Origin of the sequence: Marivirga aurantiaca (assembly GCF_016679925.1) — a bacterium.
Lineage (GTDB): Bacteria > Bacteroidota > Bacteroidia > Cytophagales > Cyclobacteriaceae > Marivirga > Marivirga aurantiaca.
Map to the genome: position 1 here is coordinate 21,967 of NZ_JAEQBW010000018.1, position 25,297 is coordinate 47,263.

General features: G+C 38.3%; 11 protein-coding genes. All 11 read right to left on the reverse strand.

All coding sequences use genetic code 11. From position 1 onward, the window contains the following. Complete coding sequence (locus JKA74_RS20270; RefSeq protein WP_201433076.1) at nucleotides 1-1,341, reverse strand: TolC family protein; 1,341 nt, start codon at nucleotides 1,339-1,341, stop codon at nucleotides 1-3. Next, nucleotides 1,334-2,023, reverse strand: a complete 690-nt coding sequence (locus JKA74_RS20275; RefSeq protein ID WP_201433077.1) for an ABC transporter ATP-binding protein — start codon at nucleotides 2,021-2,023, stop codon at nucleotides 1,334-1,336. The genes JKA74_RS20270 and JKA74_RS20275 overlap by 8 nt, the downstream gene beginning before the upstream one ends. A gap of 806 nt (nucleotides 2,024-2,829) precedes the next feature. Next, on the reverse strand, nucleotides 2,830-3,969 hold the full coding sequence (locus tag JKA74_RS20280) for a fatty acid desaturase family protein (RefSeq protein WP_201433078.1): 1,140 nt from the start codon (nucleotides 3,967-3,969) through the stop codon (nucleotides 2,830-2,832). A gap of 300 nt (nucleotides 3,970-4,269) precedes the next feature. Beyond that, entirely contained in the window at nucleotides 4,270-6,645 is a 2,376-nt protein-coding gene (locus JKA74_RS20285; protein WP_201433079.1) for an ABC transporter permease, read from the reverse strand. Nucleotides 6,646-6,965: 320 nt separating this feature from the next. Next, nucleotides 6,966-8,492 (reverse strand): alpha-amylase family glycosyl hydrolase, encoded by a 1,527-nt coding sequence (locus JKA74_RS20290; RefSeq protein WP_236587983.1) that lies wholly within the window; start codon nucleotides 8,490-8,492, stop codon nucleotides 6,966-6,968. A 619-nt stretch (nucleotides 8,493-9,111) separates the two neighbouring features. Continuing rightward, entirely contained in the window at nucleotides 9,112-10,173 is a 1,062-nt protein-coding gene (fbaA, locus tag JKA74_RS20295) for a class II fructose-bisphosphate aldolase (protein ID WP_201433081.1), read from the reverse strand. 616 nt (nucleotides 10,174-10,789) lie between these two features. Continuing rightward, nucleotides 10,790-11,560, reverse strand: coding sequence for a hypothetical protein (locus tag JKA74_RS20300; protein ID WP_201433082.1), 771 nt, complete (start codon nucleotides 11,558-11,560; stop codon nucleotides 10,790-10,792). Further along, entirely contained in the window at nucleotides 11,538-19,772 is an 8,235-nt protein-coding gene (locus JKA74_RS20305; protein WP_201433083.1) for a DUF6443 domain-containing protein, read from the reverse strand. Before JKA74_RS20305 ends, JKA74_RS20300 begins: the two co-directional genes overlap by 23 nt. Before the next feature lie 35 nt (nucleotides 19,773-19,807). Beyond that, nucleotides 19,808-23,179 (reverse strand): RHS repeat domain-containing protein, encoded by a 3,372-nt coding sequence (locus JKA74_RS20310; protein ID WP_201433084.1) that lies wholly within the window; start codon nucleotides 23,177-23,179, stop codon nucleotides 19,808-19,810. 21 nt (nucleotides 23,180-23,200) lie between these two features. Continuing rightward, complete coding sequence (locus JKA74_RS20315; RefSeq protein ID WP_201433085.1) at nucleotides 23,201-24,481, reverse strand: hypothetical protein; 1,281 nt, start codon at nucleotides 24,479-24,481, stop codon at nucleotides 23,201-23,203. Nucleotides 24,482-25,077: 596 nt separating this feature from the next. After that, nucleotides 25,078-25,297: hypothetical protein (locus tag JKA74_RS21025; protein WP_456085622.1), on the reverse strand; the 220-nt coding region annotated here is incomplete at its 5' end.

Consider the following 25,297-nt stretch of genomic DNA (forward strand, 5'->3'; position numbering starts at 1 on the left):
TTAATTTATATCATCCAACTTCAAAGTGCCTATATTATACTCTACTATTAGCTTTTGAAAGGCCAGGGTAAAACGTGCCTGTGCATAGTCAGATTCAGCTTGAACAAGTATTTGGTTGGCCTGCGAAAGTTCAATTAAACTGGAAGCCCCCATTTGATATCGCTGATTTTGCACTTCATAGGCTTCTTGTGAGGCATGCAAACCAGCCTTGGTTACTTCTATTCTTTTCAAGGATGCTTCATAATTTAAATAGGCATTCTGAATCTCCAGAAAGATATTTCTTTTTATATCTTCCAAATCTAAAGCACTGTTAGACAATTGGACTTTAGCAACCTCTACCCTTGTTTTATTGGTGTAATTATTAAAAAGTGGAATTGACAAATTAAGGCCAATGGTATTGCTGGGGTATAATTCAAAAAACTGCTCCTGAAAGCTTAACGAGTTTAAAGTGCTGTATTGAGTTCCATATTCATAAAAGGCCGAAAGCGAAGGATAATAACTTGATTTAGAACTTGCAATATTTCTTCTTGATGAGGACAAACGAAGTTCCATCTGCTGAAGATCAGACCTGTTGGCAACCGCAATTTCAAAAAGGGAAGCCAGTCCATCATTTTTATTAAATTGGATAGAAGAAATATTCTCGACAGCTATTACTTCGAATTTTTCAAAAGGATCCAATTGCAGGATTTGAGCAAAAGTGGCTTTATCAATTTCCAGTTGGTTTTCACTTTCAATGGCTGCTAACTCAAACCTTCTCAGTTCTGCTTGCTGGGTAAACAAATCAGCCTTTGCCCTGATCCCTTCTTTCACAAATCCTTCAATTTGTTGCAATAGTTGTTCCTGATTCTCTATTGCTCTTTCATTAATTTTCAACAATTCCTGGTCCAATAGTATCTGCAAATATTGTTGAGCTGTTTGAAAAATTATTTCTTGCTTTGTTCTCTCCACACCCTTTACCTGGGCAGCATAATTGTGTTCAATTACTTTCCTGTTATGAACCCTGCTAAAGCCATCAAAAAGGTTTAAGCTGGCATTTAATCCTCCGGAAAGCCGGGTGGATTGCACATTTTTGATTTCGAACCCATCTTCAACCAATTGAAATTGCTGCCCGTCCTGCCTGGCAGTTCTCATATTCAGTGAAGCAGAAGGCAAAAAAGCCATTTTGGATTGTAGTTTTTCGGCCTCAAGGGATACAAGTTGATTCCTTTCCCGCTTGAGTTGAATATTACTTTCAGAAGCAATTTTTACAGCTTCCCGGAAACTGATTTTTCTTACTTCCTGTGCCTTTAAACCAGATACCGCCAATAAGAGGCTTATGGCAACCCATAAAAATTTAAACATAACTAGCTGTAGTTTTATAATCCTTTACAATAGCACCATCTTCCAGTTCAATAATCCTTGAACCATATTGCGCATTTTCTTCTGAGTGTGTTACTTGTATGATAGTAGTTCCTTGTCGGTTAAGCTCTTGAAACAATTCCATTATTTCCTTTGATTGTGTGGAATGCAAATTACCTGTTGGTTCATCTGCTAATAAAATACTTGGCTTTCCAATAATGGCCCTGGCCACCCCAACAAGCTGTTGCTGTCCTCCTGATAGCTGCGCAGGGAATAAATCCTTTTTAGCAACCATATTAAAGCGATCCAGAACTTCGGCTACAAGGCTCTTCCGTTCGGAAGACTTGATTCCCCTGTACAATAAAGGTGTTTCAATATTTTCATACACCGTCAATTCATCAATCAAATGATAAGCCTGGAATACAAAACCAAAAGACTCTTTATGAATAGCTGCTTTCTTTTTTTCACTAAGAGATTGAATTTTCTCTTCATTCAAGTGGTAAAAACCGGCTGACAATTCATCCAACAATCCGATGATGTTCAGTAAAGTAGATTTGCCTGCCCCACTAGGGCCCATAATAGTTACAAATTCACCTGCCTCAATCGTAAGGTTAATTCCCTTTAAAATAAACTGTCTTCGGAATTTACTTGAAATAAATTTATCAAGATCTGTAATGGTTATCATGAAATCTGGGTTTGAGTTTGATTATATATGGATTTTAATTGCCAATTAATGTGCCATTAACCTAAACCCTTCCATAAAGCCAGAAACAGCCTGTAAAAGATAGATTGTTGTCCAAAATCGAAAGAAAGTGTCCGATATCGGTCGTATTACCCTTGCAATTTTAAAGCATCAGAAAGAATTTAACAAACCTTATTAATAATGTCAAAAGGAAATTGGGAGGATCAGTTTTAATACTATTTAGTGAATTCAAAATTCTCACTATTTCAATTCGCTTGATAATCGCCTTAATAACATTCTGGAGAGGCGATGTTCGAGCTGCAGACTTGATTGCTCCCTGTTCGCCCCCATTTGTGTCCTCACAAATGCTTTAATAAAGAATTCCACCCCTGCGTTCGTATCTCACAACAAATGCTTTGGAATAATCTCTTAAAAAGTAGGTGTATAATATACAAGCTGTATCTCGCTCGTTTATGGGACAATACTAGGGCAATCAGAGGGTGTTGGCTATCCGTGGTCAGGACGATTCCAAACCGTCAGATTGGCTCCCAAGCAAAACCCGGAAACGAAAGCCAACAGATTGCTTTAAATGAATTCCGTTGATACGGAATAGCATGCTCGCAATAACTAATGGAAGCAAAGCCCGGTACCGACCTCTGGTCTGAGCTAACCGCTCGTTGCAATCACCGATCAGCACAGTTCCACATTGTCCATTAAAAAGGTTTGAAAAATAAAGGAATATTATGGGTGGAAAAACACCAACAATAGCAAGGTTAAGAAAATCAACTTTTATATTTCTCCAAATTCTATTAAGCCATGACAGCTTGTCTTCTCTCAAATTCAACCAATTCCTTGTCAAATGTACCTGTCCCCAGTTTATTGAGCAGCGTGAAATGGCTCTTAAGTGCGCTGCCAAATGATTTATGATGATGATATGGTACATTATACTTCTCCGCTGTTTTTTTCACTATGGGGGCAATATCCCTATAATGGATATGGCAAATATTAGGAAACACATGGTGTTCTATTTGATGATTAAGCCCCCCTACTATCCATGAAAACCATGCAGAGCTGTTGGCGAAATTTGAGGTAGTTTGAAACTGGTGAATTGCCCAGTTATTTTCCATACTTCCATTTTCATCTGCTTTGTAAAAATTGGTAGCCTCTATTACATGTGCCGGCTGAAAGACTAAGGCCAAAATTAAACCTGAGATAAATTGCATTAACAAAAACCCCAATAAAACCTGCCACCATATAATACCTGTAGCTAAAATAGGCAACACTAATGTAAGTCCTATATACCAGAATTTGTTAAATAAGACAGATAAAATACCACTCTTAAAAGTAATTCCCTGGGCAGACAATAAGTCCTTTTTGTTATATCTTATTAGTTGGTCTATATCTTTTGCCACCAACCAATAAAAAGTCATGAATCCATATAATAAGGGTGCATAATAAGCCTGAGCCGCGAAAATTTTCTTTCTTTTCTGAAGAGGGGAAAAGCGAATAATACCTTTTTTATCAATATCTTCATCAAAATCTTCAATATTGGTAAAGGAATGGTGCAGTACATTATGCTGGATTTTCCAGTTAATATGATAAGCCCCTAAAAAATTGGCTAAAAAGCCCAATGATTTATTTACTAGCTTGTTTTTAGAGTAAGAACTATGGTTGGCATCGTGCATGATGCAAAGGCCAATACCTGCCATTCCGAAACCCATAAAAATAAAAAGCACAATAGTTGGTAAGAGAGTGCTGACAACTCCACTCAACAATATTCCCAGAGGAATGAAATAGAGCGAAATCATTACAATAGTTTTTATTTTCATGCTCAAATTGGCATGCTTTGATATTTTATTGGTTTTAAAATATTGATTAACGTTTTCCCTTAATTCTGATACAAATTCTGGATTATCGTTAGCGTTAAATTTAATGGTTTTTGCAGGCATAAAAAAAAGTTATAATGCAAGGTACTCGTTATTAACAAAGAATTAAAGGAGCACGCTATGTTTTTAGATAGATGACAGTTTATTTTATTTAAAAAGTTATATTTCCATGATAAAGTTCATTAATGGTATATTAAAATATAATTTATACTATTGGAGACTCAAAATCATTTTTGAATAAATAAAAAGAGAGCGCTGATGTACGCTCTCTTTATTCTGATAGGAATTATGCAATATTAGTAAATTAGAGATTTATGAGGAGTGGCTTAATTGTAAACCTATAAATTTGTGTGAAAAAATTCACTACTCATCCTTTAGAGTGTCTGCCGGATTAACATGAATTGATTTTATCGTTTGAACGCTGATAGTCATCCATGCAATCAGTAAAGCAATTGCACCGGCACCGGCAAAGTACCACCATTGTGGCTCAATGCTATAGGCAAATCCAGCCAGCCAGCTTTTAACTGCAAAAAAGCTCAATGGCAAAGCGATGCAAATCGCTATCAATACCATTTTGGTAAAATCTCCTGAGAGCAAAGCCATGATATGAAAGCTTCCCGCTCCTAATATTTTCCTGATGCCGATCTCCTTTTGCCTGCGTTCGGCAGTAAAGGCAGCCAAACCAAATAAACCGAGACAGGATATAATAATAGCAATACCTGCAAAATAACGAGAAAGGATGGACACCCGCTGTTCAGCTACATATTGTGCCTGGTAATTCTGATCCAGGAACTGGTAATCTAAAACAAAGCCTGGGTTGAAATCTTTATAAACTAATTCAATATCCTGAATGGCTTCTTTAGGATTATCGGGCTTTATTTTTATTAAAATATTTAGCATAAAGCTTTCATCAAAATGAAATAACATAGGCTCCACTTTATTATGCAGGGATGAAAAATGAAAGTCCTTGACCACCCCTATGATCTCCTTATCATTTCCCCACATATTGACAATTTTCCCAACAGGATCTTTCAGTCCCATTACTTTGATAGCAGCCTCATTGAAGATGATCTTATCATTCTCAGAGCTATATTTTTCAGAAAAGCTCCTACCCTCTTTCATTTCGATGCCCAGGGTTTCAATTAATCCGTAATAAGCCCTTGCCTGTTCAAATAAAATATTGGAATCAGGATCCTTGCCTTCCCAGCGTACTCCTGTGGTGGAAGCACCACTTTCAACGATGGAATGAGTGGTAGCTGAGGCATTGATTACATTGGGTGATTTTTTGAGTTCAGCCAGAAAAGGCCCCATTTTCTCTACCACAGCACCTTCAATTGGAATTTTAATAATGTGTTGCCTGTCGTACCCCAGATTTTTGTTTTGTACAAATTCAATCTGTTTATACACCACCCACACTGACACCAAAAGAATAATAGACAATACAAACTGAAAAACAACCAGGCCTTTTCTTGTCCATATTTCACCGGAAGAAGTTGCCAGCTTGCCTTTGAGTATACTCACAGGTTTAAAGCCGGACAGATACAAGGCCGGGTAGCTACCAGCCAAAAATCCGGTAAAGAGAGTAATCCCGCTTATAGCAATTAATAATTCAGGGCGTAAGCTCAGCGATAATTGTTTTCCAGTAATATTGTTAAATTCCGGTAGCAGTAGCAAAACCAACAAATAGGCTAATATCAATGATAAAATGGTCATTGTAATTGATTCTCCCAGATGCTGAAATATCAGTTGCTTTCTGTTGGCTCCTAAAGTTTTCTTTACACCTATTTCCTTAAAGCGCCTGGATGCCCTTGCTGTACTTAAATTCATGAAGTTGATGCAGGCAATAGCCAATACAAAAACAGCTATTAAAGCAAACAATTTTACATAGGTAATTCTACCACCGCTCTGTTTCCCATTCTCAAATGATCCATACAAATAATTGCTTGAGTATTGCTTGAAAAATGGAGTTACATTACTCCATTCTGCTTTATCCTTTACAAAAGAGGCTATTTTTTCATTTAATTGATCAACATTTGTCCCTTCAGCCAGTTCTACATAAGTAAGAGCTATATAATTTCCCCAATGATTACGTTCTTCTCCCATCAAATCTTCAATATAGATTGAGAAAGGCAGTACAAAATCAAACACTTCTGAGGTATGTTGGGGCAAATCTGCAATGACTCCGGAAACCTGTACTTGTCCTTTAAATTTGAGGATTTGCCATTCAAGCGTTTTCCCAATCACATCCGTGGTGCCAAAGAGACTTTTGGCTAAGGAAGCCGTTAAAACAATAGAATTCTTATCCGGTAATGCTGAAGTGGAGTTTCCATAGAGAAAATCAAAAGAAAATAATTCAAAATATTCTTTCCCTGAGAATTTCCCTTTGGCTTTCATTTTGTCAGCTCCTGTTGATAAAGAAAACCCTTCTCCAAATTCATTGGTATCTGTATCTTCCACAGCCATGAGTACTTCAGGGACTTCCTGCTCCAGAGCATCCGCTATTAAAGCCGGCACAGGAGGTGCCGAACGAATTTCTCCATTCTCCTCATGATGCAGGTATACCTGATACAGTTGCTCATCCTTATCATGAAATTTATCCATGGAGAGTTCGTCAGTAATCCATAAATAAATCAACAGTGCACAAGCCATGCCTGTTGAAAGGCCCAGTAAATTAATAAAGAAAGTGCTTTTGAATCTCTTGAAATTCCGGTAGATAATTAAAAGGTTGTGCTTAAACATGCTATCAATAGTTGAATGACAAATTTTATATATAACCCAACTTGTGTAGGCAAGCCTTCTTATGATATTCACAATTCAGCTGAAATGAGATAGAAGCCTGGCTATACAAGATCGAGTTAGAATCATCTATTCAATTGGAGTGCCATACGGTGAAAAATATACACACGGACTTTAATCACACTTTTACTTTATAGCATTGTTCATAAATGCGAGTACTTTGTCCGATTGCGGGCAGTTGTTATAGAGTATTCTACCGACTTCAGATGATGAGGAAAGGAAAAAGGCATGAAATTACCCTGTCTTTATGAAATAGGATAGGTTTATCTTAGAACTATAGTCTTTCCTGCCATTATTTCCACAGACTTCCCATCAGCTTTCAGGTTTTGTTCTCCAAAAACCACTTCAACATAATCAAGAGTCACTTTTTGCTTTCCTGTTGATAAATTATGAATTACCTTTAAAGTATCTCCTTCAAAACTCCTGGTGAATGCCAGAAGATAGGCATTCTCTATTTCAAGCCTGTCTATCTCTCCTTTAACAAGCGCGGGTTGTGAGTTTCTTAAAGCAATCATTCTTTTATAATGATGGTAAATGGAATGATTATCACTTTTTTGAATACTCAATGGCTTTACTTTAGCATGAGTTGAAAATTTAGCTTTGATCCATTCAGTCCTTAAGCTATCCTGCTTATTGCTTTCCCATAAAAAAGGTTCTCTAATATGCTCATCCGGCTTTTTACCCAACATACCGATTTCCTCACCATAATAAATATAAGGTGAACCCGGTAAAGTCAGCAAGATAGAGGCAGCCAGTTTGGCTTTGTCACTATTCCCTTTAAAATTGCTCAATACTCTGTTCTGATCATGATTGCTCAGAAAAATAGCATCATGATAATCCGGAGAAACAGTCAATAACATCTTTCTTTGCTCGATCAGTCGATCGACTAAATTTTCGTTTTCCAAATTGACCCATGTAGGCCCATCAATAGTTGCAGCAACATGCTTTCCTTGCATCACTGACTGTTGGATACTCCCTGCCAGATCGAAATTGAATAAAGCAGGAAATCCTTTGGCAAATTCTTTTACTACGGATGCAGGAGCCCACACCTCTCCTACGAGGTAAACATCCGGTTTAATTTTTCGCATTTCATCACGATAATACTGCCACCATTCGTAGGAGTCCTTAATACGTTCATCCGGGAAAATATGTTTGGCTGCATCTAATCTGAACCCATCCACCTTAAGTTCGTCCAGCCAAAACCGGCCAATTTCTACTATCTCATTTCTTACTTTTTCAGAATCGAAATTAAGATCAGGCATTCCGCCATAAAAAAAACCATAATAATGTTCTGCGTCTTCATCTTCGTCAACTGCATGCCATTGCCTTATATTATCTGAATCCTGGGTAATCTCTTTTTTGGCAATTTCATCTGCAATGCTGTCTTTATCAGCCCAAACGTAATATTCTCGATAAGGACTGTTAGTGTCAGCAGCAGCTTGTTGAAACCATGGATGTTCTGAAGATGTATGATTGATGATCATATCAATAATGACTTTGATATTCCTTTTATGAGCCTCTTCAACAAATTGTTTAAAATCATCTATAGTACCATAATCGGGGTGAATGGCTTTATAATCTGTCACATCATATTTATGATAACTTGGCGAAGGCATAACAGGCATCAGCCAAATTGCATTAATCCCCAAATCCTGCAGGTAATCCAACTTTTGAGTAGCTCCGGCAATATCTCCAATTCCATCTCCATTGCTATCGGCAAAGGATTGAATGAAAATTTCATAAGCGACTGCATTGGGAAATTCTATTGGTGATTCAGTCTGTTTTTTCATGTTTGACTGGCATGAGGTGAAAATTATACAAGCAAGAATGAATAAAATTGTTTTAAAACTCATGTTAATGATAAATGAAGATGGTGAGATGCAAACCCCGGCTCGGCTGGAAGGTTTGTAAGACTCGAAACTTGGCTCAAAATTTCAGCTATTATATGGATTCTAAAAATAAATTACACAAATATTCGCCATTTGATTCTTATTTTCAGGTAGTTACAAATGATTCTCGTGTAATTGCCTAATAGGCTCTATTTAAATATACAAAAAAGCCCGCTTTATAGCAGGCTTTCTTCTTAAGAAGTTAATTCCGGTTAAGAATAATTAACTATATAATAACCTGAGTTCGATTTTAAAATTGACGTAAAACTATATTAGGACGTTCCCGCTGTTGCGGGACTGGCTATCTCGGTCCCGATGGATCGGGATTACATTTTTCAAAAAAAAGAAAATTATCCGTGATCTCATTAATATTTAGCATGAGATACCGGATAAATTAAGACTTTTTGAAAAGGTAAGTCTTAATTTTCCGGCATGACGGTATTCAATAACAACTCAGGTTAATAGTATGTTTAAGCAAATTAATTCTTTAAAATCTGCTGTCTGGCATTTAACATCTACATTAAGCCAATTTGTTATGGCAATTCAGATCTTTAAAAGCTTGTTTTAATCTTGTCACCATGCTCTCTTCTCCTTTTCTTAGCCAAACACGAGGGTCATAATATTTTTTGTTAGGTGCATCAGGATCAGTTGAAGTACCAATCTGCATTTGTAATCTGTCTTCGTTGGTTTTAGCATAATTCCTCACTCCATCCCAAAAAGCCCACTGCATATCAGTATCAATATTCATTTTGATGGCACCATAACCAATGGCTTCAGTGATTTTTTCCGGCTCAGAACCTGAACCACCATGGAATACAAACAATACGGGCTTATCTCCTGTATTATGTTTTTTCTGTATGAAATCCTGTGATTTACTTAAGATATCGGGACGTAATTCCACATTGCCCGGTTTATACACACCATGTACATTTCCAAAAGAAGCTGCCACCGTAAAGTTATCACTCACTTCTTTCAGTTGCTCATAGGCATAAGCTACTTCTTCTGGTTGCGTATATAGCCTGCTACTGTCAACACCTGTATTATCCACTCCGTCTTCTTCCCCACCAGTAATACCCAGTTCTATTTCAAGCAACATACCCATATCACTCATTGGTTTAAGGTACTCTTTGCAAATGGCAATATTTTCTTCCAAAGGCTCTTCGGATAAATCCAACATATGAGAGCTATACAATGGCTTGCCATGTTTTTTATAATATTCCTTACCGGCTTCCAACAATCCGTCAATCCAGGGAAGCAATTTCTTTGCAGCATGGTCGGTATGCAAAATAACCGGAACGCCATATTGCTCGGCCATTAAACGTACATGATGTGCACCGGCTATGCCACCGGCAATAGCAGCTTTTTGTCCGTCATTAGATAAACCTTTACCCGCATTGAACGCTGCTCCTCCGTTAGAGAATTGAATGATCACAGGAGAATTCACATCTCTTGCAGTTTCCAATACAGCATTAATTGTATTGCTGCCAATTACATTGACAGCCGGTAAAGCATATTTATTATCCTTAGCATGATGCAACAAATCCATCATTTCTTTTCCTGAAAGTATTCCGGGATTGGCCATATTTTTAAGTTTAGTTTATTGAGTTTTGATTTGTGACCCAAAAATGCCAATAAAGGCAGAAATAAAAAAGTAAGAAGTCAAGTAATTGGTATAGCGGGTTAAATTATTGTCAGGATAAGGTAATCCGGTATTAGAACTGAATTTATTATATTTTCTAATTTGCAATAATCAGGTAACTCCATAACAAAAAAACACGGAGCAAAACCCTCAAACTCTTCTATATCTTATCCCAAGCCCTTAAAGTGATTGGGCATTCCGTATATGATCGCCAAAGGTTCCATCTGACATATAAAAATAAATATTAACAGATGAAAAAGACCGCAAACTAACAAGCCTGCACAGCTTGCAGCTGATGCAACATCCCCAAGCCTATATAAAAGCTTGGGGGTCTGGTTATTTCTTAATGTATTTATTAATTACACCATGTAAAACATGGCGAGAACGAGGGTATTTTTCACCCCAATCTAAACTGTCACAATAAATCAATTATTCACACTACCAATCTCAATATTGGAACGCCAAAGCACCATTTTTGTGCAGGTGCAGGCCTCTCTTAAAGATTGGGGTTGAAACGTGAATAGATAGACACCAGCTAAGAATCATTTCATAAGCTTCACTATTCTACAAAAGAATCATCCCCCATATCACCATAGCCAATCCAAGAATCCATGTAAATATATTTTAGCTTATTATTCATAAAATGTAGGTTTAATTGAATTGTTGGATAAGCAGGCTTAGTATCTACTGAAGAAAAACTTTCATTTTTGAATGCAGTTTTGCTTGGAACTGATACATGACATAAAATCAAATTAAAGTTCTCCATATCAACGGACTGATTTGGGAATTTAAGTAAATTAAAAACCTCGGTTTTCGACATTCCATTTTTGATGCCTTTAAAAATCTCTATGTATGAACTTCTGATAGTAGCTGTTTCAAGATAATAAACCCCACTATTCTTCCTTATAAATTGAATAAAATCTTGATCATTCCTTAAATATACTATGTAAGGAATATCATCATCTATCTCAATATCAAAGTTTTTTGCATAAGTGTTAATAATTGTATCATTATAATAAGGTAGATTTTGGTTATTCTGATTATACAATGATGGACCATCCATAAATGCAAAAATTGAATCACCAGCTTTTTCTAAAGATATCAACTCTTTATTAATGCTATCTCCACCATTTTTTTTATCAAATTGATAAACTAAAGTCGATATGTATTTGTATTTCTTATTACTATTCTTAAACACGATAGTATCATTGTCTATTATACTATCCTGTTGGTTAATTATTGAAGTTTTAGTTGATTTTCCAGAACAGGCTGTAAAACTAAATATTACAACTAAAAAGAATATACATTTAATTACTTTCCTGAAATCCATCTTTTAAAATAAGTTTATAATTTAAATTTGTATTTCTAAAACTAGCTCCAATTCTTCCACGTCCATTGTATCTCTTCTTATCATAAATAAAAATACTTGTCGCTCCCATATGAAAATCCATCAACATTGTTGATGTGCGAGATTCATCGAAGTTATATCGGACAGCACTTCCGTTTTTCGTGTAACTACTAGATAGAATAAAACATCCTTGTGTCCAATCTGCAGGGTTCGAACCACCAAAGTGAAATTTAATACCACGTGGACTAACATCTCCAACACATCTTCCTTTTGTAACCCAAATCTGTCTCCAACTAGCTGTGCTTGGTGAAGATTGTAAATTATATGTATCGGCTGGTAATCTTGAATTAGAGCCCACTTCTGTACTAGCGTCACCACCAGGTGTAACATAGTAACCAGCTCTACCTAATTCCATTTTTTCCCCTGAAATGTGAAATACTCCTAAAGTGTAATCATCATTAGTCTCTAAATTTAACATATTAATCCTTTCACCATACTCTCCCTCAGAAAATGTGTAAGACGATGTTTCCCCATCACTTGTAACTCTAAAAATATCATCTCCCTCAACTATTTGTGTATTTGTTATTTCCCATACTCCATCATTATTTTTATTAATGTCAACAGTATCCAATCCTACAGCATCAAAGAATCTGATCGGATTGTTAGTTACTGAAGCGTATGGAGACTCATGATCTTTCATAACAGGGTCTTGCTGCCACCATCTTCCGATTATTGGATCAAACATTCTAAATTCATAGCCATATGTATTTAGATCTTCCTGTAGTTCCTTTCCATTATACTTAAAGTTATTAGCCTTTGAATAGCTTCTCTGATAGGAGTTAAAGGTCAGACCGAAGGGATAGTAATCATCCGCCTGCAATACCGCATTATAATGATGGTCTACCCTAAAATCATCCCAGAAAACCTCAACCGTTTGCTGGCTCTCATTTGAGAGAAACACTAGTAAATATCCATCCTGGTCAATCAATATTTCTTCAAAAGAAAGTTTTTGATGCGTACCGCTTCCATCCCCGGGATCCGCTGCACTTGCGCTTAGCCTGTCAAAACCGCTGTTTACATAGTTGAAGTTGGCATCCAGCATGATGTAGTTGAGGTAGGCACGGGGGCTTTGTTCGTTGGAGTCATCAGCTATGGCTGCCGAGGTAAAGCCGGAAGTTAAATTATCGGACACTAAATTACCTTCGCCTGTAACCGCCCCGCCTGAAAGCATATTCACCAAAGCTGTGATCAATGCGCCTGTGTTGATGGCATCGTCCTGGTTAGCCACTGCAAGGTATTTGCCATACACTTCTGCACTTACTTTATCGCCCTTGCTTACTGCAAGTGATTTCATCAAGCCGACTGTTTCATTGCTGCCGCCTGCCAATTTGTGGCTGTAGCTACCACTCTTTTTCATGAGATTAGGGAGCCTGGTAATCTGGTCGTAATTATCAAAGTATGGGTTGTCAGCTGTCTCAAAATCAGTGCTGTAATCCTCGTCCCTTACGGCAAAGGTAGTCCGCACATTGCCCAAATGGTCTTTTAAATGGTACTGGTATTCATTTTTGTCTGTTCCGTCTACCGTTTGAGGCACAATTCTTCCTTCCGCAGTTTGGATAAACTGCAAAGTATCATTTTCTAAAATGAGAGAACCGATATAATCCGTAGCTTTTATCAAGTTATTATCTTCATAAACTTCCTGTCTTTGTTTAATGCCGGAAGCGTCATAAATATACCTGATCTGGTTGCCATTTACAAAATTTACTTCCTCTGGTAAGTTCAAATAATTATAAGTAATGGAAGTAATTTCTTTATTCGCATCGGTCTTCAAATTACCGTTGTCATCATAAGTGTAATCATTACCAGTCGTATTACCATCTTTAAAGCCTTCTTCTACATTTCCGGCATCAGTTACATGATTCAACCTGTTGCCATTATTGGCATAGTTATAAGTTAAGTCATCCATCAAAGCTCCTGTGGCATCTCTTCTTTGCAGCAGCATGATATTTCCATTCCTATCATACTCATTGATACGTAGCTGGTACTTTTGGCTCGTTGATTGAGCTACTCCTTCAAAATAATTGGCTTCCTTAATTCTGTTGAGTGGATCGTAGGCATAACCATAAGCATTTTGCTGAATGGCCTCTGTCTGGCTAATATCATTCCGCTTGCCTCCCCACTTTATGGCTGCAATATTGCCGTTAAATTGTGGAGTCGACCCCATATCGAAGTTATCCGTATAGCCCAATTCCATTCCGAAAAGATCTGCTGCTTCATTGGCATTGTCTGCACTTAAGTCGGCATGGTTAATGCGCTCCAACCAGCCACGGGTGTTGTAGCGGTAATCTACCGACTGGGCAAATTGGTCCCCGTCCTCATGCAGGTTTTTGGTCACCAGTTCTCCCAATTCATTGTACTCATTGGAGACCATCAGCTGTCGGCCTGTGGTGGAAACCATGGCATTGGTGATCCTATCTCCCACGTAAAAAGTAGTTACATCAGGGTATAAATCTGTAACTACAGCTTTGGTAGAAGTAAAGAATGTTTCACCATTTTTTTGATAATGGATTTGATCCTGAATTTTGACCACCCGCATAATATCTCCAACGGCATAGTCAGCTAAATTATCAGCTGCAACTACTTTCCCTCCATTTTCATAAATATGCAACTTACTATTTCCTGCCATATAAATAGCATAATCCATATCGGTATAGCTAGTATTAGTCGGGTCATCATTTAATCCAAAGAGCAAACGATCGATATCCTCTGCCTGAATACTAAAATACCCATTGCTTTCCAAAGTAATCTTCTGCTTACTATAAGCATTTGAATTACTATAGCCTTCTGCTCCTGTATGAGTCAGGTCATTATTTTCGTCTACTTCCAGGCCTGTCAGGCTTTCCCAAACTAAAGGTTCAGCCACTTCATGATGAACCTTCATTAAGCGGTCGGCATGGTCGTAAGTAAAGCTTTCATTGATATTTATTTCCGTGGCCTCCGAACTAGCAAAATAAAACGAGCTGCTGAAATTCTTTACAGCAGCATCAACTGTATTGAAAGCAAGGTCCAGAATCAGGTCAGTTTTTGATTCAGTTTCGGAGGTATAGAGCACAACACCATTCTTTTCATAATAAATAGTTTGTCCAGACCTGCCAACCCTGAATTTATCACCCGAAATATAATTCCCAAAAGCACCCCTTGAACTACCATTTTCCATAATATATAGAACACCATCAGTCCTTAAATAAAGAGCATAATCCAGGGTGTTGTAGCCTGTACTTTCGTCTTTATCTGATAAACCTACCATCAATGCTTTGTCATTGGTGATGGCTTCAAATTCTACCCAACCGCTTTTCCCGGCCTGGAGTTTATTGATGGAAGCACCATTGCCATTCCAGCCATTTACTGTTTTAGTTAAAGTGCCATCTACCTCATTAATATACCTGAGATTAGTCCAATGAATATTGTAAGGCGATTCTTCCTCTATGGGCACTTCAAAGGAACATTTCAAGCCGGTCAATGTACCATTGGTATGCAAGGAAGCATCCATCACCATGGATTGAGTACTCGGATTAGAAAACTCATAAATTTTTTCTCCATTTAATAATACCGAGACAATACCTGAAGTTCTATCCAGCCTGATAATATCCCCTTCTGTTAGAGATGCAATAACTGTATTGCCACCGGAATGATAGGCTCTTAAACTCCTGCCATATAAGTATATCTTATATAACATGTCTGCATGGGGGGATATATCTTTTTCGCTAAAGCCAAAAAACCTAAAGCTGCCTACTTCATCTACCCTGGTTTCAATCCAGCCATCTTCATTTTCTTTTAGCCTGTTAACAGAAGAGAATTGTCCTGCCCATCCGGCCTTTGTAGATTTAAATCCGCCATTATAGGGGATAACATTGCTCTGGTTCCTAAATAAAATTGAAGCAGGCTTTACTTGCTTAGTAGAGGTTTGTAAGGTTTTACCAATAAAGTCGTACTCGTTGCTTACCTCATCGACTCCTCCTTTATGGTTATCTGTTTTCGACTGGATCAAACGGTATTTATCATCATAATAATTAATAGATCTTAAAAATTGGGAACTCCCCAGTACCCTGACCATATTGCCGGTTACCAAACCTTTTACTTGTTGATTATAATCTGTATTCCATTGATTGGGTTCATACTCAAATCCGGCTTGCTGTGCATGAAAAAAGTTATAATCATCATAATAAGTCAGGCTTAAAAAATCCTTGGATTCTATACTCAATGGAAAAGAGTTATTGGAATAGCCAAAGAACTCATTTCCTTTCGTCTCATAAAAACTAATGGGCAAAATTTCAATTGCCCCACCTGTAGTGTACAATGAAATATCCATTATTAATTTAGATGAGCTTAGCTCTTCAAATTTAAAGATTATGTGATCATTTTTCTTTATAAACACAGTATCAGCAATACGCTCAATAGAAAAAATATCTGACCCATTGTAGGTCCCTAAACTTCCACCACTTACCTGGGATCCATTTTTATACGCTGTCACATGCTTATTACTTTGGAGATAAATTGAATAATCAATATTACTTGCATTGAAGTCTATATGGCTTTCAGAAAAACCAATTCTTATGGATTTGGTATTATCTAATGATTTGAACCGGAAGATCCCATCTTTTCCTGCTCCAATATATGTTCCCGAATGAATACCTGCATTCCAGCCGTTAGAGATGTTTTTGGTAATTATATTGTTTTCGTTTGTAATGCCTGCTGATCCTATCCATTCCAGATCACATTTATAAAAATCATTCAAATAGCTTTGGGTAGTTGCCCTGTTATCAGCATTTGAATAAAAACCCGTAGCTATTGGCCTGTTCAGTGCATCGTATTTGGTGAACAACCATTGATCACTTTTCCTTTGCTCGCCATCCTGCGTTAGTACCAATCGATCCCTGTCATCATAAACCATCATGACAGGCTCGGCACCCGGTACTTTTTTCTCAATCATCCGGTTACGGCCATCATATTTGTATTGGAAAACAAATTGATTGAGCAAGGTTGTTGGAAATGCCCCTGTGGTTATGGTCAACTGATTAACAGCCTCAGGAGGAATAACAAACCTCAGGTTATCATAAACATCATACACATAATAGGTATCAAATTGCTCTCCATTACCACCATAATTCCTCTTTAGAAGCGTTTTACCAAAGGCATTGGTAAAAGTAGCCGACTGGTTGCCATTTTCATCGGTGGTCAATATTTTTTCAAAAACAGCTGCTGCAAAATTGCCATCTATTTGAAGCTGACCATTGATTATTTTGAATTCCTTTACGGCATCTTCCTCGGAATTAATCAGGTAATCTGTAGTAACAGCTTTGCCCCCATTGACGCCTTCTTTGCTCCATTCTTCTCCCGGAGCATATTGGGCTACAGCTCGGTTAAGCGGGGAAGGCTCATAGTCTATTTCAGCATAAGGGTAATTAGTTGATGCCCTGTTGTGCCCACTGCCATTTGCATAAAAAGTATATTGGTTGGATGCTTCATAACTCCCTGTTGCATCTTTTAAAGCCAGCGGATCCAGTACACCGTCTTTTTTATTGGCGGCATAGGGCAAATAGTCCTTGCTTACCCGACCAAATTCATCGTAGGCTACGGGTTTAATCATATCCTTGTGAGTAGGTGAAGCCTGTGTTTGCACCGTTTGCATGGGCCTGCCCAAGCCATCATAGTAGGTGAATTGCTCCATGACTTCCCCTATTGCCTGCACAGTTTCTCCTTCTTTCCGGGCTGTCTTATAACTGATAGTCTGCACAAAATTCTCATTTTGCTGTGAGGACAGGTTAATAAAGCTGGCCGGGGAAAGGCTCAATGATGCCCCTGAGGCAGCAGTAATTTTCACATAATATTCACCTACTGACTTTACGGTATAGGCATTATTGGTTGCCCCGTTAATCGCTGCCCCATCCTTGTACCATTGGTAAGCCGCAAAGCCTGTTGGTACTGTAAGCTCCCGCTCCTCTCCCCAAACAATATCCTCACTTCCATCCATTGCCATAACAGGGTTTGCTTGCACAGTGATGGTTTTGGTTGAGGATGCCGAACATCCATGGGCATTGGTGTAGGTATAGGTAACCGTATGGTTTCCTGCTCCGCTTTGTGAGGCATTGAAAGTATTGTTGCTGACATAGAGGCCGGAAAAAGTGCCTCCCGCAGGGGATTCGCCTGTTCCGCTTAATAGCCTATTTCCTTCAAAAGAAAATAGTGATATGGTTGAACCTGAGGCAACTTCCGGAGAAGTGTTCAAAGTAACTGAAATGGAACGGGCGGGCCCCCAGCAATTGGCTACAGTATTGCTCTTTGCCCTGATATAGTAAGTGCCATTGCTCGTTACTGTATAAGTGCTGGAAGCGTTTACAGTAGCGGTGCTGGTGCCATTAGAGTTGGTGCCCTGCCAGTAATAAGTGTATCCAAAAGGGGCTGATGCTTTTGTTAAAATACTTTGGTCACATTGTTTGTTTTCTGTGGGAACAGTAGGCATTAATGGTTTTGCCACGGTCACGCTTATGGACCGGGATGGACCCCAGCAATTCGCTACAGTATTGCTCTTGGCTCTGATATAGTAGGTGCCGCTGTTTGTTGCCGTATAGGTACTGGCAGCATTTACAGTAGCAGTACTTGTCCCATTGGAATTGGTTCCCTGCCAATAATAAGTGTACCCTGAAGGTGCTGATCCTTTTGTTAAAACGGTTTGATTACATTGCTGGCTTACACTTGGAGCAACAGGTAACGAAGGTTTCACCACTGTTACGGATACCGAGCGGGATGGACCCCAACAATTGGCTACAGTATTGCTCTTTGCCCTGATATAGTAGGTGCCATTACTGGTGACTGTATAAGTGCTGGAGGCGTTTACAGTAGCGGTGCTTGTGCCATTGGAATTGGTTCCCTGCCAGTAATAGGTATAGCCGGAAGGTGCTGATCCTTTTGTTAAAACGGTTTGATTACATTGCTGGCTTACACTTGGAGCAACAGGTAAAGCTGGTTCTATTACTGTTACTTTCACAATATTTGAATATGCTGTCTGGCCACAGGATATTACCCTTCTTTGAAACTCCTTTTCTGAAGATGGAGTAGTTGAGAGTGTGTAATCCTCTGATGTGGCACCGCTGATATTGCCCCAGGTTCCTCCAGGGCTCCTGACCTGCCATTGGTAACTGTAGCTACTATTTCCTCCTGAGGCAGATGAAACATTGCCCAAAGTGCCTGCTGAAGCATTATAACAAATGGTTTTTGTGCCGTTGATGCTGCCTGGGTTCAATGGCGGTTTGACATTCACTACCCTGGAAGAATAACTCACACAACCTGAAGCAGGATCCGTATAGGTATAAAGCAAGGTATGATTTCCGGCTGTTGTTGAACTAAGGACACTATTTGAAGTCCCATTTATTTTCCATGTACCCCCGGAAGGCTCTACATAATTATCCAAATTGTAGTTGCCTGAGTTATAGCATAGGCTGTTGATGCTAGTATAGATATTAATCGATACAGGAGGTACTTCTATTAATTGGGCATATGAAAATGAGGAAGCCGTGCAATTATTAACAGAGCGAACCCTGAACTCCATTAAACTTTGAGTAACATTCCATACTGACAGCTGCGAATTGTTTCCTCCTGACAATGTAAAACCCAATTCCCCATTCACAGGTATTTGTCCACTATTCGAGATGAGGGAATAAGTACCGTTTACTTTATACCACCATTCATAATTCACATTGCTATCGTTATTACCCACAGTGAACGTTGCATTGTTATCTGCTTCGCATCTATAACTATTGGATATTGCAGGGGGGCTTGCAGGTGGGTTTTCAAACTCAACATTTACCACTAAATATTGGGTGGGGCAATTGGATTCAGTAACATTTACCCTGAAAGAGGTAGATTGGCTTACATTGATGGTTAAGGTAGAGGAAGTTGCTCCCAATATTGGCGTATATAGTACTTTGCCATTTTGATCTACCCCTTCACTCCACTGAAAGGAAATAGGGCCAATTGGTGCATTTCCACCACTTTCTAATACCTTGAACGTTAATTGTGTATTGTTACAAATCTCAAAATTATCGTTTTGCAGGACAAATGATTTACATTGGGAAAAACTGTTCTTGCCATATAGGCTTATGGCTAGTAAAACCAGGAAGTGTATATATCTTTTCAAACCAAGCACTTTTTATAGATTGATATTGCTAATATTTAATTACTCTCTTTTTTATATTGACTATAAGTGAATTTCTTTAGTACATTTTTATCCGGATCTACTATTGAAATTAACCTGTTGAAACTATCGTAATTGTAATAAAGCGTCTGATTATTATGATCCGTTATATCACTTACTTTATTTTCCCTGTTATAGGAAAAAGTAGTTATCTGGCTGTGAGAGGGAATCATTCTTAATTCATCCATCATCATATCACCAGATATATTGATGGTTTGGTTTTCCTCTAATTCAAAAGTGGCTGTATAAATAGCCCAATCAGAATTAGCTATTCCGGATTCATTCAAACTTATTTGAGTTCCTCCATCCTTGGTGACAACTAAACTACTTTTGTTCCTGCCAAAAAAACTCAAATGATAGTGGCCCGGATCAATAGTTATTGAAATGTCGCCCTGGGATAATTGGTATACCGACTTACCTGTTCTGACAAAAGGGCTCAACGGAATAACAGCACTCTCTTCAAAGCTTATATTCGTCTGGGAATTGTCTTCAAAAGAGGTAAATACTACCTCCCCTGCTTTGGCATTTTCTATATGTGCTATTACATTTTCTCTCTTGTCTCTTAAAAAAACTTGTTGATGTTTCATTAAGCCCTCATCACCATATTTTATTTGCGAGGTGATTTCTCCTCTATTATTAAACAAGAACTGATCTGACAAATAATAGGTGTGCTTTATGTTGTTCCACCTTTCCACAGCCATAGGACGGGTATCAAGGAATTCGATACTGACACCTTCTTTCTGCTGATCTCCGGCATAGGTAGATATACCTGTATTCAAGCCTGTGTTGGTGTTATCGTAGGTGTAAAAAGTATTTTCCTTTTTGTCATTATCGGAAAGGTTATATGCTGTTTTTGAAACTATATTATGGTGTACGCTATCTTGGTAGGAGTATTCTGTAATTTCTCTTTTAACTGATGTCCCATCATTATTGGGAATCCTTTTTTCTACACTTGAGAGCCTGCTCCAAACCGGTTGGTACCTATACACAGTGTAGGCAAACTTCTCCTGGTCACAGGAGTAACAAAAGGTAGAATTTACCATCTTAAAATTTAAATTTTCGATATAATCAGATGATTCGATATCATCATATGAATAAACAACAGATTGTATGGGGTTGGTTTTAGCCTCGGCAAAAACATGCTCCTCCAGTATGTTCCCATTGGTATAATTCAACTTTAGTTCAGGGGAAAAAGGATAGGCATCATATACCCTGTTTTCATTTACATATTTGTATTCTGTATACCCACTCCTTGCACCCATTTGATTGATTTTGTTGACCCTTACTTTACTATAGCCGATATGGCTTCCCTGCACATACGCCAAAGGCAATTGGCTTTGGGATGAAAGGTTTACATATTCTACCAGCGAACGATCATGACAACCCACCAATACATCCACATTATTGTAAACCAATTCGCCAAATTGATGGGTGGAGGTGTAGGCCAATACTGGTTTACGAAAAGTTAGACCACTCGAATTTCCATTGCTTTCCACATAGGTATATTCTTTAATCAGGGGGCTTGTATTTTTAACGGGATCGGTGAAGGTTACTTTTTTGAGCCTTAACCCTCCAACCTTCACATTTTTCGGTTCAAGTTGTTCATACTCAATTGTAATAAACTTCTCCGTTGCGTCACCACTTTTAACATACAACCAATAAGTTCCGGCAGGCAAAAAATATCGTTGGCCATTAAGCGTTAAATTGATTTTTGTGGTTGCCGGACTTCTTATTTCAGCATAGTTTTCAATATTGTCCGAGCTACTTTTATCAATGCTAACGTAGCAGTCCTGCGCTACAGTGATTTGTTTGAATTCATCTATGGGTGCGTCAATTGTCCCCCCGGACAAAGACAGTGTTTCAAAATAAGTTTCAAGGTTTTCATGGTCATAAAAGTCATGTAATTCATAATCAAACTCGCTATGGCCTCCTGTTGGATAGTTGATTCTCCTTAATGTACCTCTCCGGCAGAATTCCAGTACTGGTTCCCGATTGGTGTTGTTTTTATTCACATTATAAACTTCATCTTTATATTGGCCCAACAGGGAGACATTGCCTGCCCCATTATAATACCCCCAGTAATCCTGCGATTTTGAATTGAGTGCAGGCAAGCTCCCCTCAAAATAGTCAAATGAGTAGGGGTTTAGTTCTTCTTGATTTTCATCAACCTGGATTACTTTAGTTAACTTGAGCTTATTATTACTGAAATGACCATAATAAAATTGATGTGCCAAAATAAAATGGTTGTATTTGTATACCTCCATTCTATCCAATTGGTAAGCACCTGACAAATCCTGACGGGCTGTATTGCTTATGAATGCTATGGAATCTCCACTGGAAGTGGTTATTCCACTTAGCCTCTTAGCCTGGGTTGTGCTATTATTTTTGCAATGGGAATTGGTGATTGAAGGACCTGTGTGGCCTAGTCCTGAAATTAGTAACCTCCCTTTGACTCTGGCCGATTCGCTAAGTGTTTGCTCATAGGTGATGAGTTCATTCTCATATTGAAAGTGTATAGTGTCGGAAAAGGCAATTATTTTGGTTAAATACCATGAACTTTGATAAGTTTTAACATCTCCTACATCTATTGAAGAGCTTCCTGAACCACAAACTGAATAGGCTTCTGTAACCTCTGGTTTATGATAATAATACTTTACCCCTTTATCGTCCATTATTTCCCATTCATAATCAGATGAAATGGAGGGAATTCCATCCTGGAAAGGTTGTTGGACAACTTCCATGTCGTCTATACTTAATTTCTTAATATTTCTATCATGGTCAAATATGAATTTACCCGACCTTCCGGGCATGCTAAAATGATACAAATCTGATTGTACATCAATTATCCCTGATGAAAGGGAATCAAGAAAATTTACAGGGTCCCCAGTGGTGACAATAGGGTTGATGGAAGGATTGGAAATGGTGCAATCCTCTATTTCAGTAAAATTGACGCGATCGTTTTGATAGGCTCTTTTGGAGATTTCACTGAAGTAGCCTTGCCCTAAAGCACCTGAATATTCATCCGGCAGGCCATTGACAGTCCTACTTATTACACCAGTAGCATTTAATGTCCAACCTGCCCCTACAAAAGAGGCTATCTCATCCACTTTTAAACCTGCGGAATGATAAGAAAGGGAAACGGGGAGTGTAAAGTTGTTCAACTTTAGTGTATGAAGAGGAACATTGACATTGGCAGATCCCGTGTATAAACTTACGGGGACATCCACAAATTTGTTAATGGCCATTACATTGGGCGATGGTGGAATTACTTCTGAAAAGTTCACCTCTTCCTGCGCAAATAAACTTGTAGCAAAAAATAATAGCAAAACTGTTTGATAAAAATGCTTCATTAACTTATAATTATTTGATTCCTATATATTTATACTTACCCTTATCCCCCACCTGTTATCAAATTCCTTGGCACTATAATCCGGGGGGACAATATTGTACAGTACCTGTGTTTGCCCTTTCAGCTTTCTGTAGATCTTGTATTCTACTCCCAAACCCAGCCAGCCTTTTTGTTTGTTTCTTTTTAGATCATACCAGTTTTCCCTGATCTCAGGACTTTTGGGAGTATAGGGCTGCTCAAATTCCGCATGGGCAAAAATATTCCTGTAAAATTTATACTGACTGAATACCCTGTAAGAAACTTGCTGCTGGAATTTTGCCGTTAAGTTGTCTTTATGGTAGATGAGCATGTCAGCGCTTCCACTTAAGCCAATACTCCATTTATTATAAAGTTTAAAAGCTACTAAGGGAGCGGTTTTTAGCATAAGACCGTTAAGCCATTTGGCTTCCATACCCAGGCCAAAACTCCAGCGGTCAACAGGTGTTTTATCCATTTCCTGTAGCACCGGACCGTTGGGGTTCATTAAATTGACTTTGCTGTATTTCTTCTTTAGCCCCTCCATTTCTTTCAAAGCTGTTTGTATTTTCTCGGAATGTTTCCCTAGCTTTTGGGCTACCTGTTGCGAGGCTGCCACCTTGGATTCATCCCAGCTTATTTCCTGAATGGAAGTCAATTCCTCAAGAGAAGACGTACCTTCCAGGCTTTGTAACTCCCCTAGGTCTTCAAATTGGTTGGCTAAGGCCTCTTCTGCTTTTCGGTCCAGATTTCCCCAATTGCCTGAATCCAAATCCTGTTTGATTTGTTTGGCTTCTTCCAATTGAGGGACATCAATTTTGTTTTTTTTGAGCTGATGGCTCATTTCTTTCCCGGCTTCTTCCTCTGCTTTGGTTTTAAGCTGAGGCATCTCCGGTAAAGCGGGAACTGATACAGCGGGAATCTCTCTTTTCCCTGCATTTATTCCTAAGTCTGAATTGTTTAACTTCTGAAGTTTTTGAACGGGATATATGTCGTTCACTCCAGTCATTGTATGAAGGGAATCATTCAGGTTTGATGGTAATTCAGGAAAATTATTTAAAGTGGGGAGAGAATCTGATATTGGATTTAATTTTGTTAGCGAAAAGTCCGGGAATTGATTGACTGAATCTGAGAAGCTGTTTAAAGTGTCCGCTAAAGCACTGATTTCATAGGTAGGGGCTTTTTCGAACTTTATAGAATCCTGTGCATACAAACCGGAATGCAAGAGAAAGCCCAGCAATAATATTATAGAAAATTGGGGAGATTTGAAAGAGGATTTGACCTGCAAGAGATTTTACTTTAAAATAAAGGTTCAAATTTAGGGCTTAATCCAAAATATCAAAACATAAATACAATATTTTACTCAATTATTTATAAAAAAGGCGATAATATGCAAATTATAGGGGTTTTATGAAAAAGAAATCAGCTTCTAATTCTTAGGTCAGACCATAGGTCAGCACCGGCTTTGCCCCCACTAGTTATTGCGAGCATGCTATTCCGTGACAATTGAATTCATGGAATTCATGAGAAGCAACAGATTGCTTCTAATTTTAATTGACTGAAATTTAGCGTGTTAGCTTCTTTAAATATGGTAGTGGCGCGTGAGACACACTCCACGGCTGTTGAAGGGGCTACGTTCAAGAAAAATAATTTGGTTTAGGTATTGAACATCAATTACAACTCAAGCCTACTTTGTAATTACAAATATTGGAAGCTAAGCCTTTGTCAATTGTTCGTTTTTGTCAATTGTCAACTAAATCCTCATTACCTTTCAAAAGATTGCTTCACCGCTTTATTGTTTATACTGGTTATAGGATTTATTGAAAGCGGATTCGCAATAACCATTCTATTTGAGTGTGTTTTTCTTTTGTCAGCTACTAAGCCTTAGGTCAGACCGCAGGTCGGCACCGGACTTTGCTTGGGCTCATCAGCAACAGGGGAAATATGATGGCTAAGGGTTATATTATGGATCAATCTGAAAATCTGGGGAGTATTGTTTTTATGCATAGATTTTAGATAGTCTGTAAAGGAAGAAGGATACATTTTTAACACCCCTAAACTGAGAGCGGAATGCTTTGATCTTTGCATTAAATGATTCGGCTGC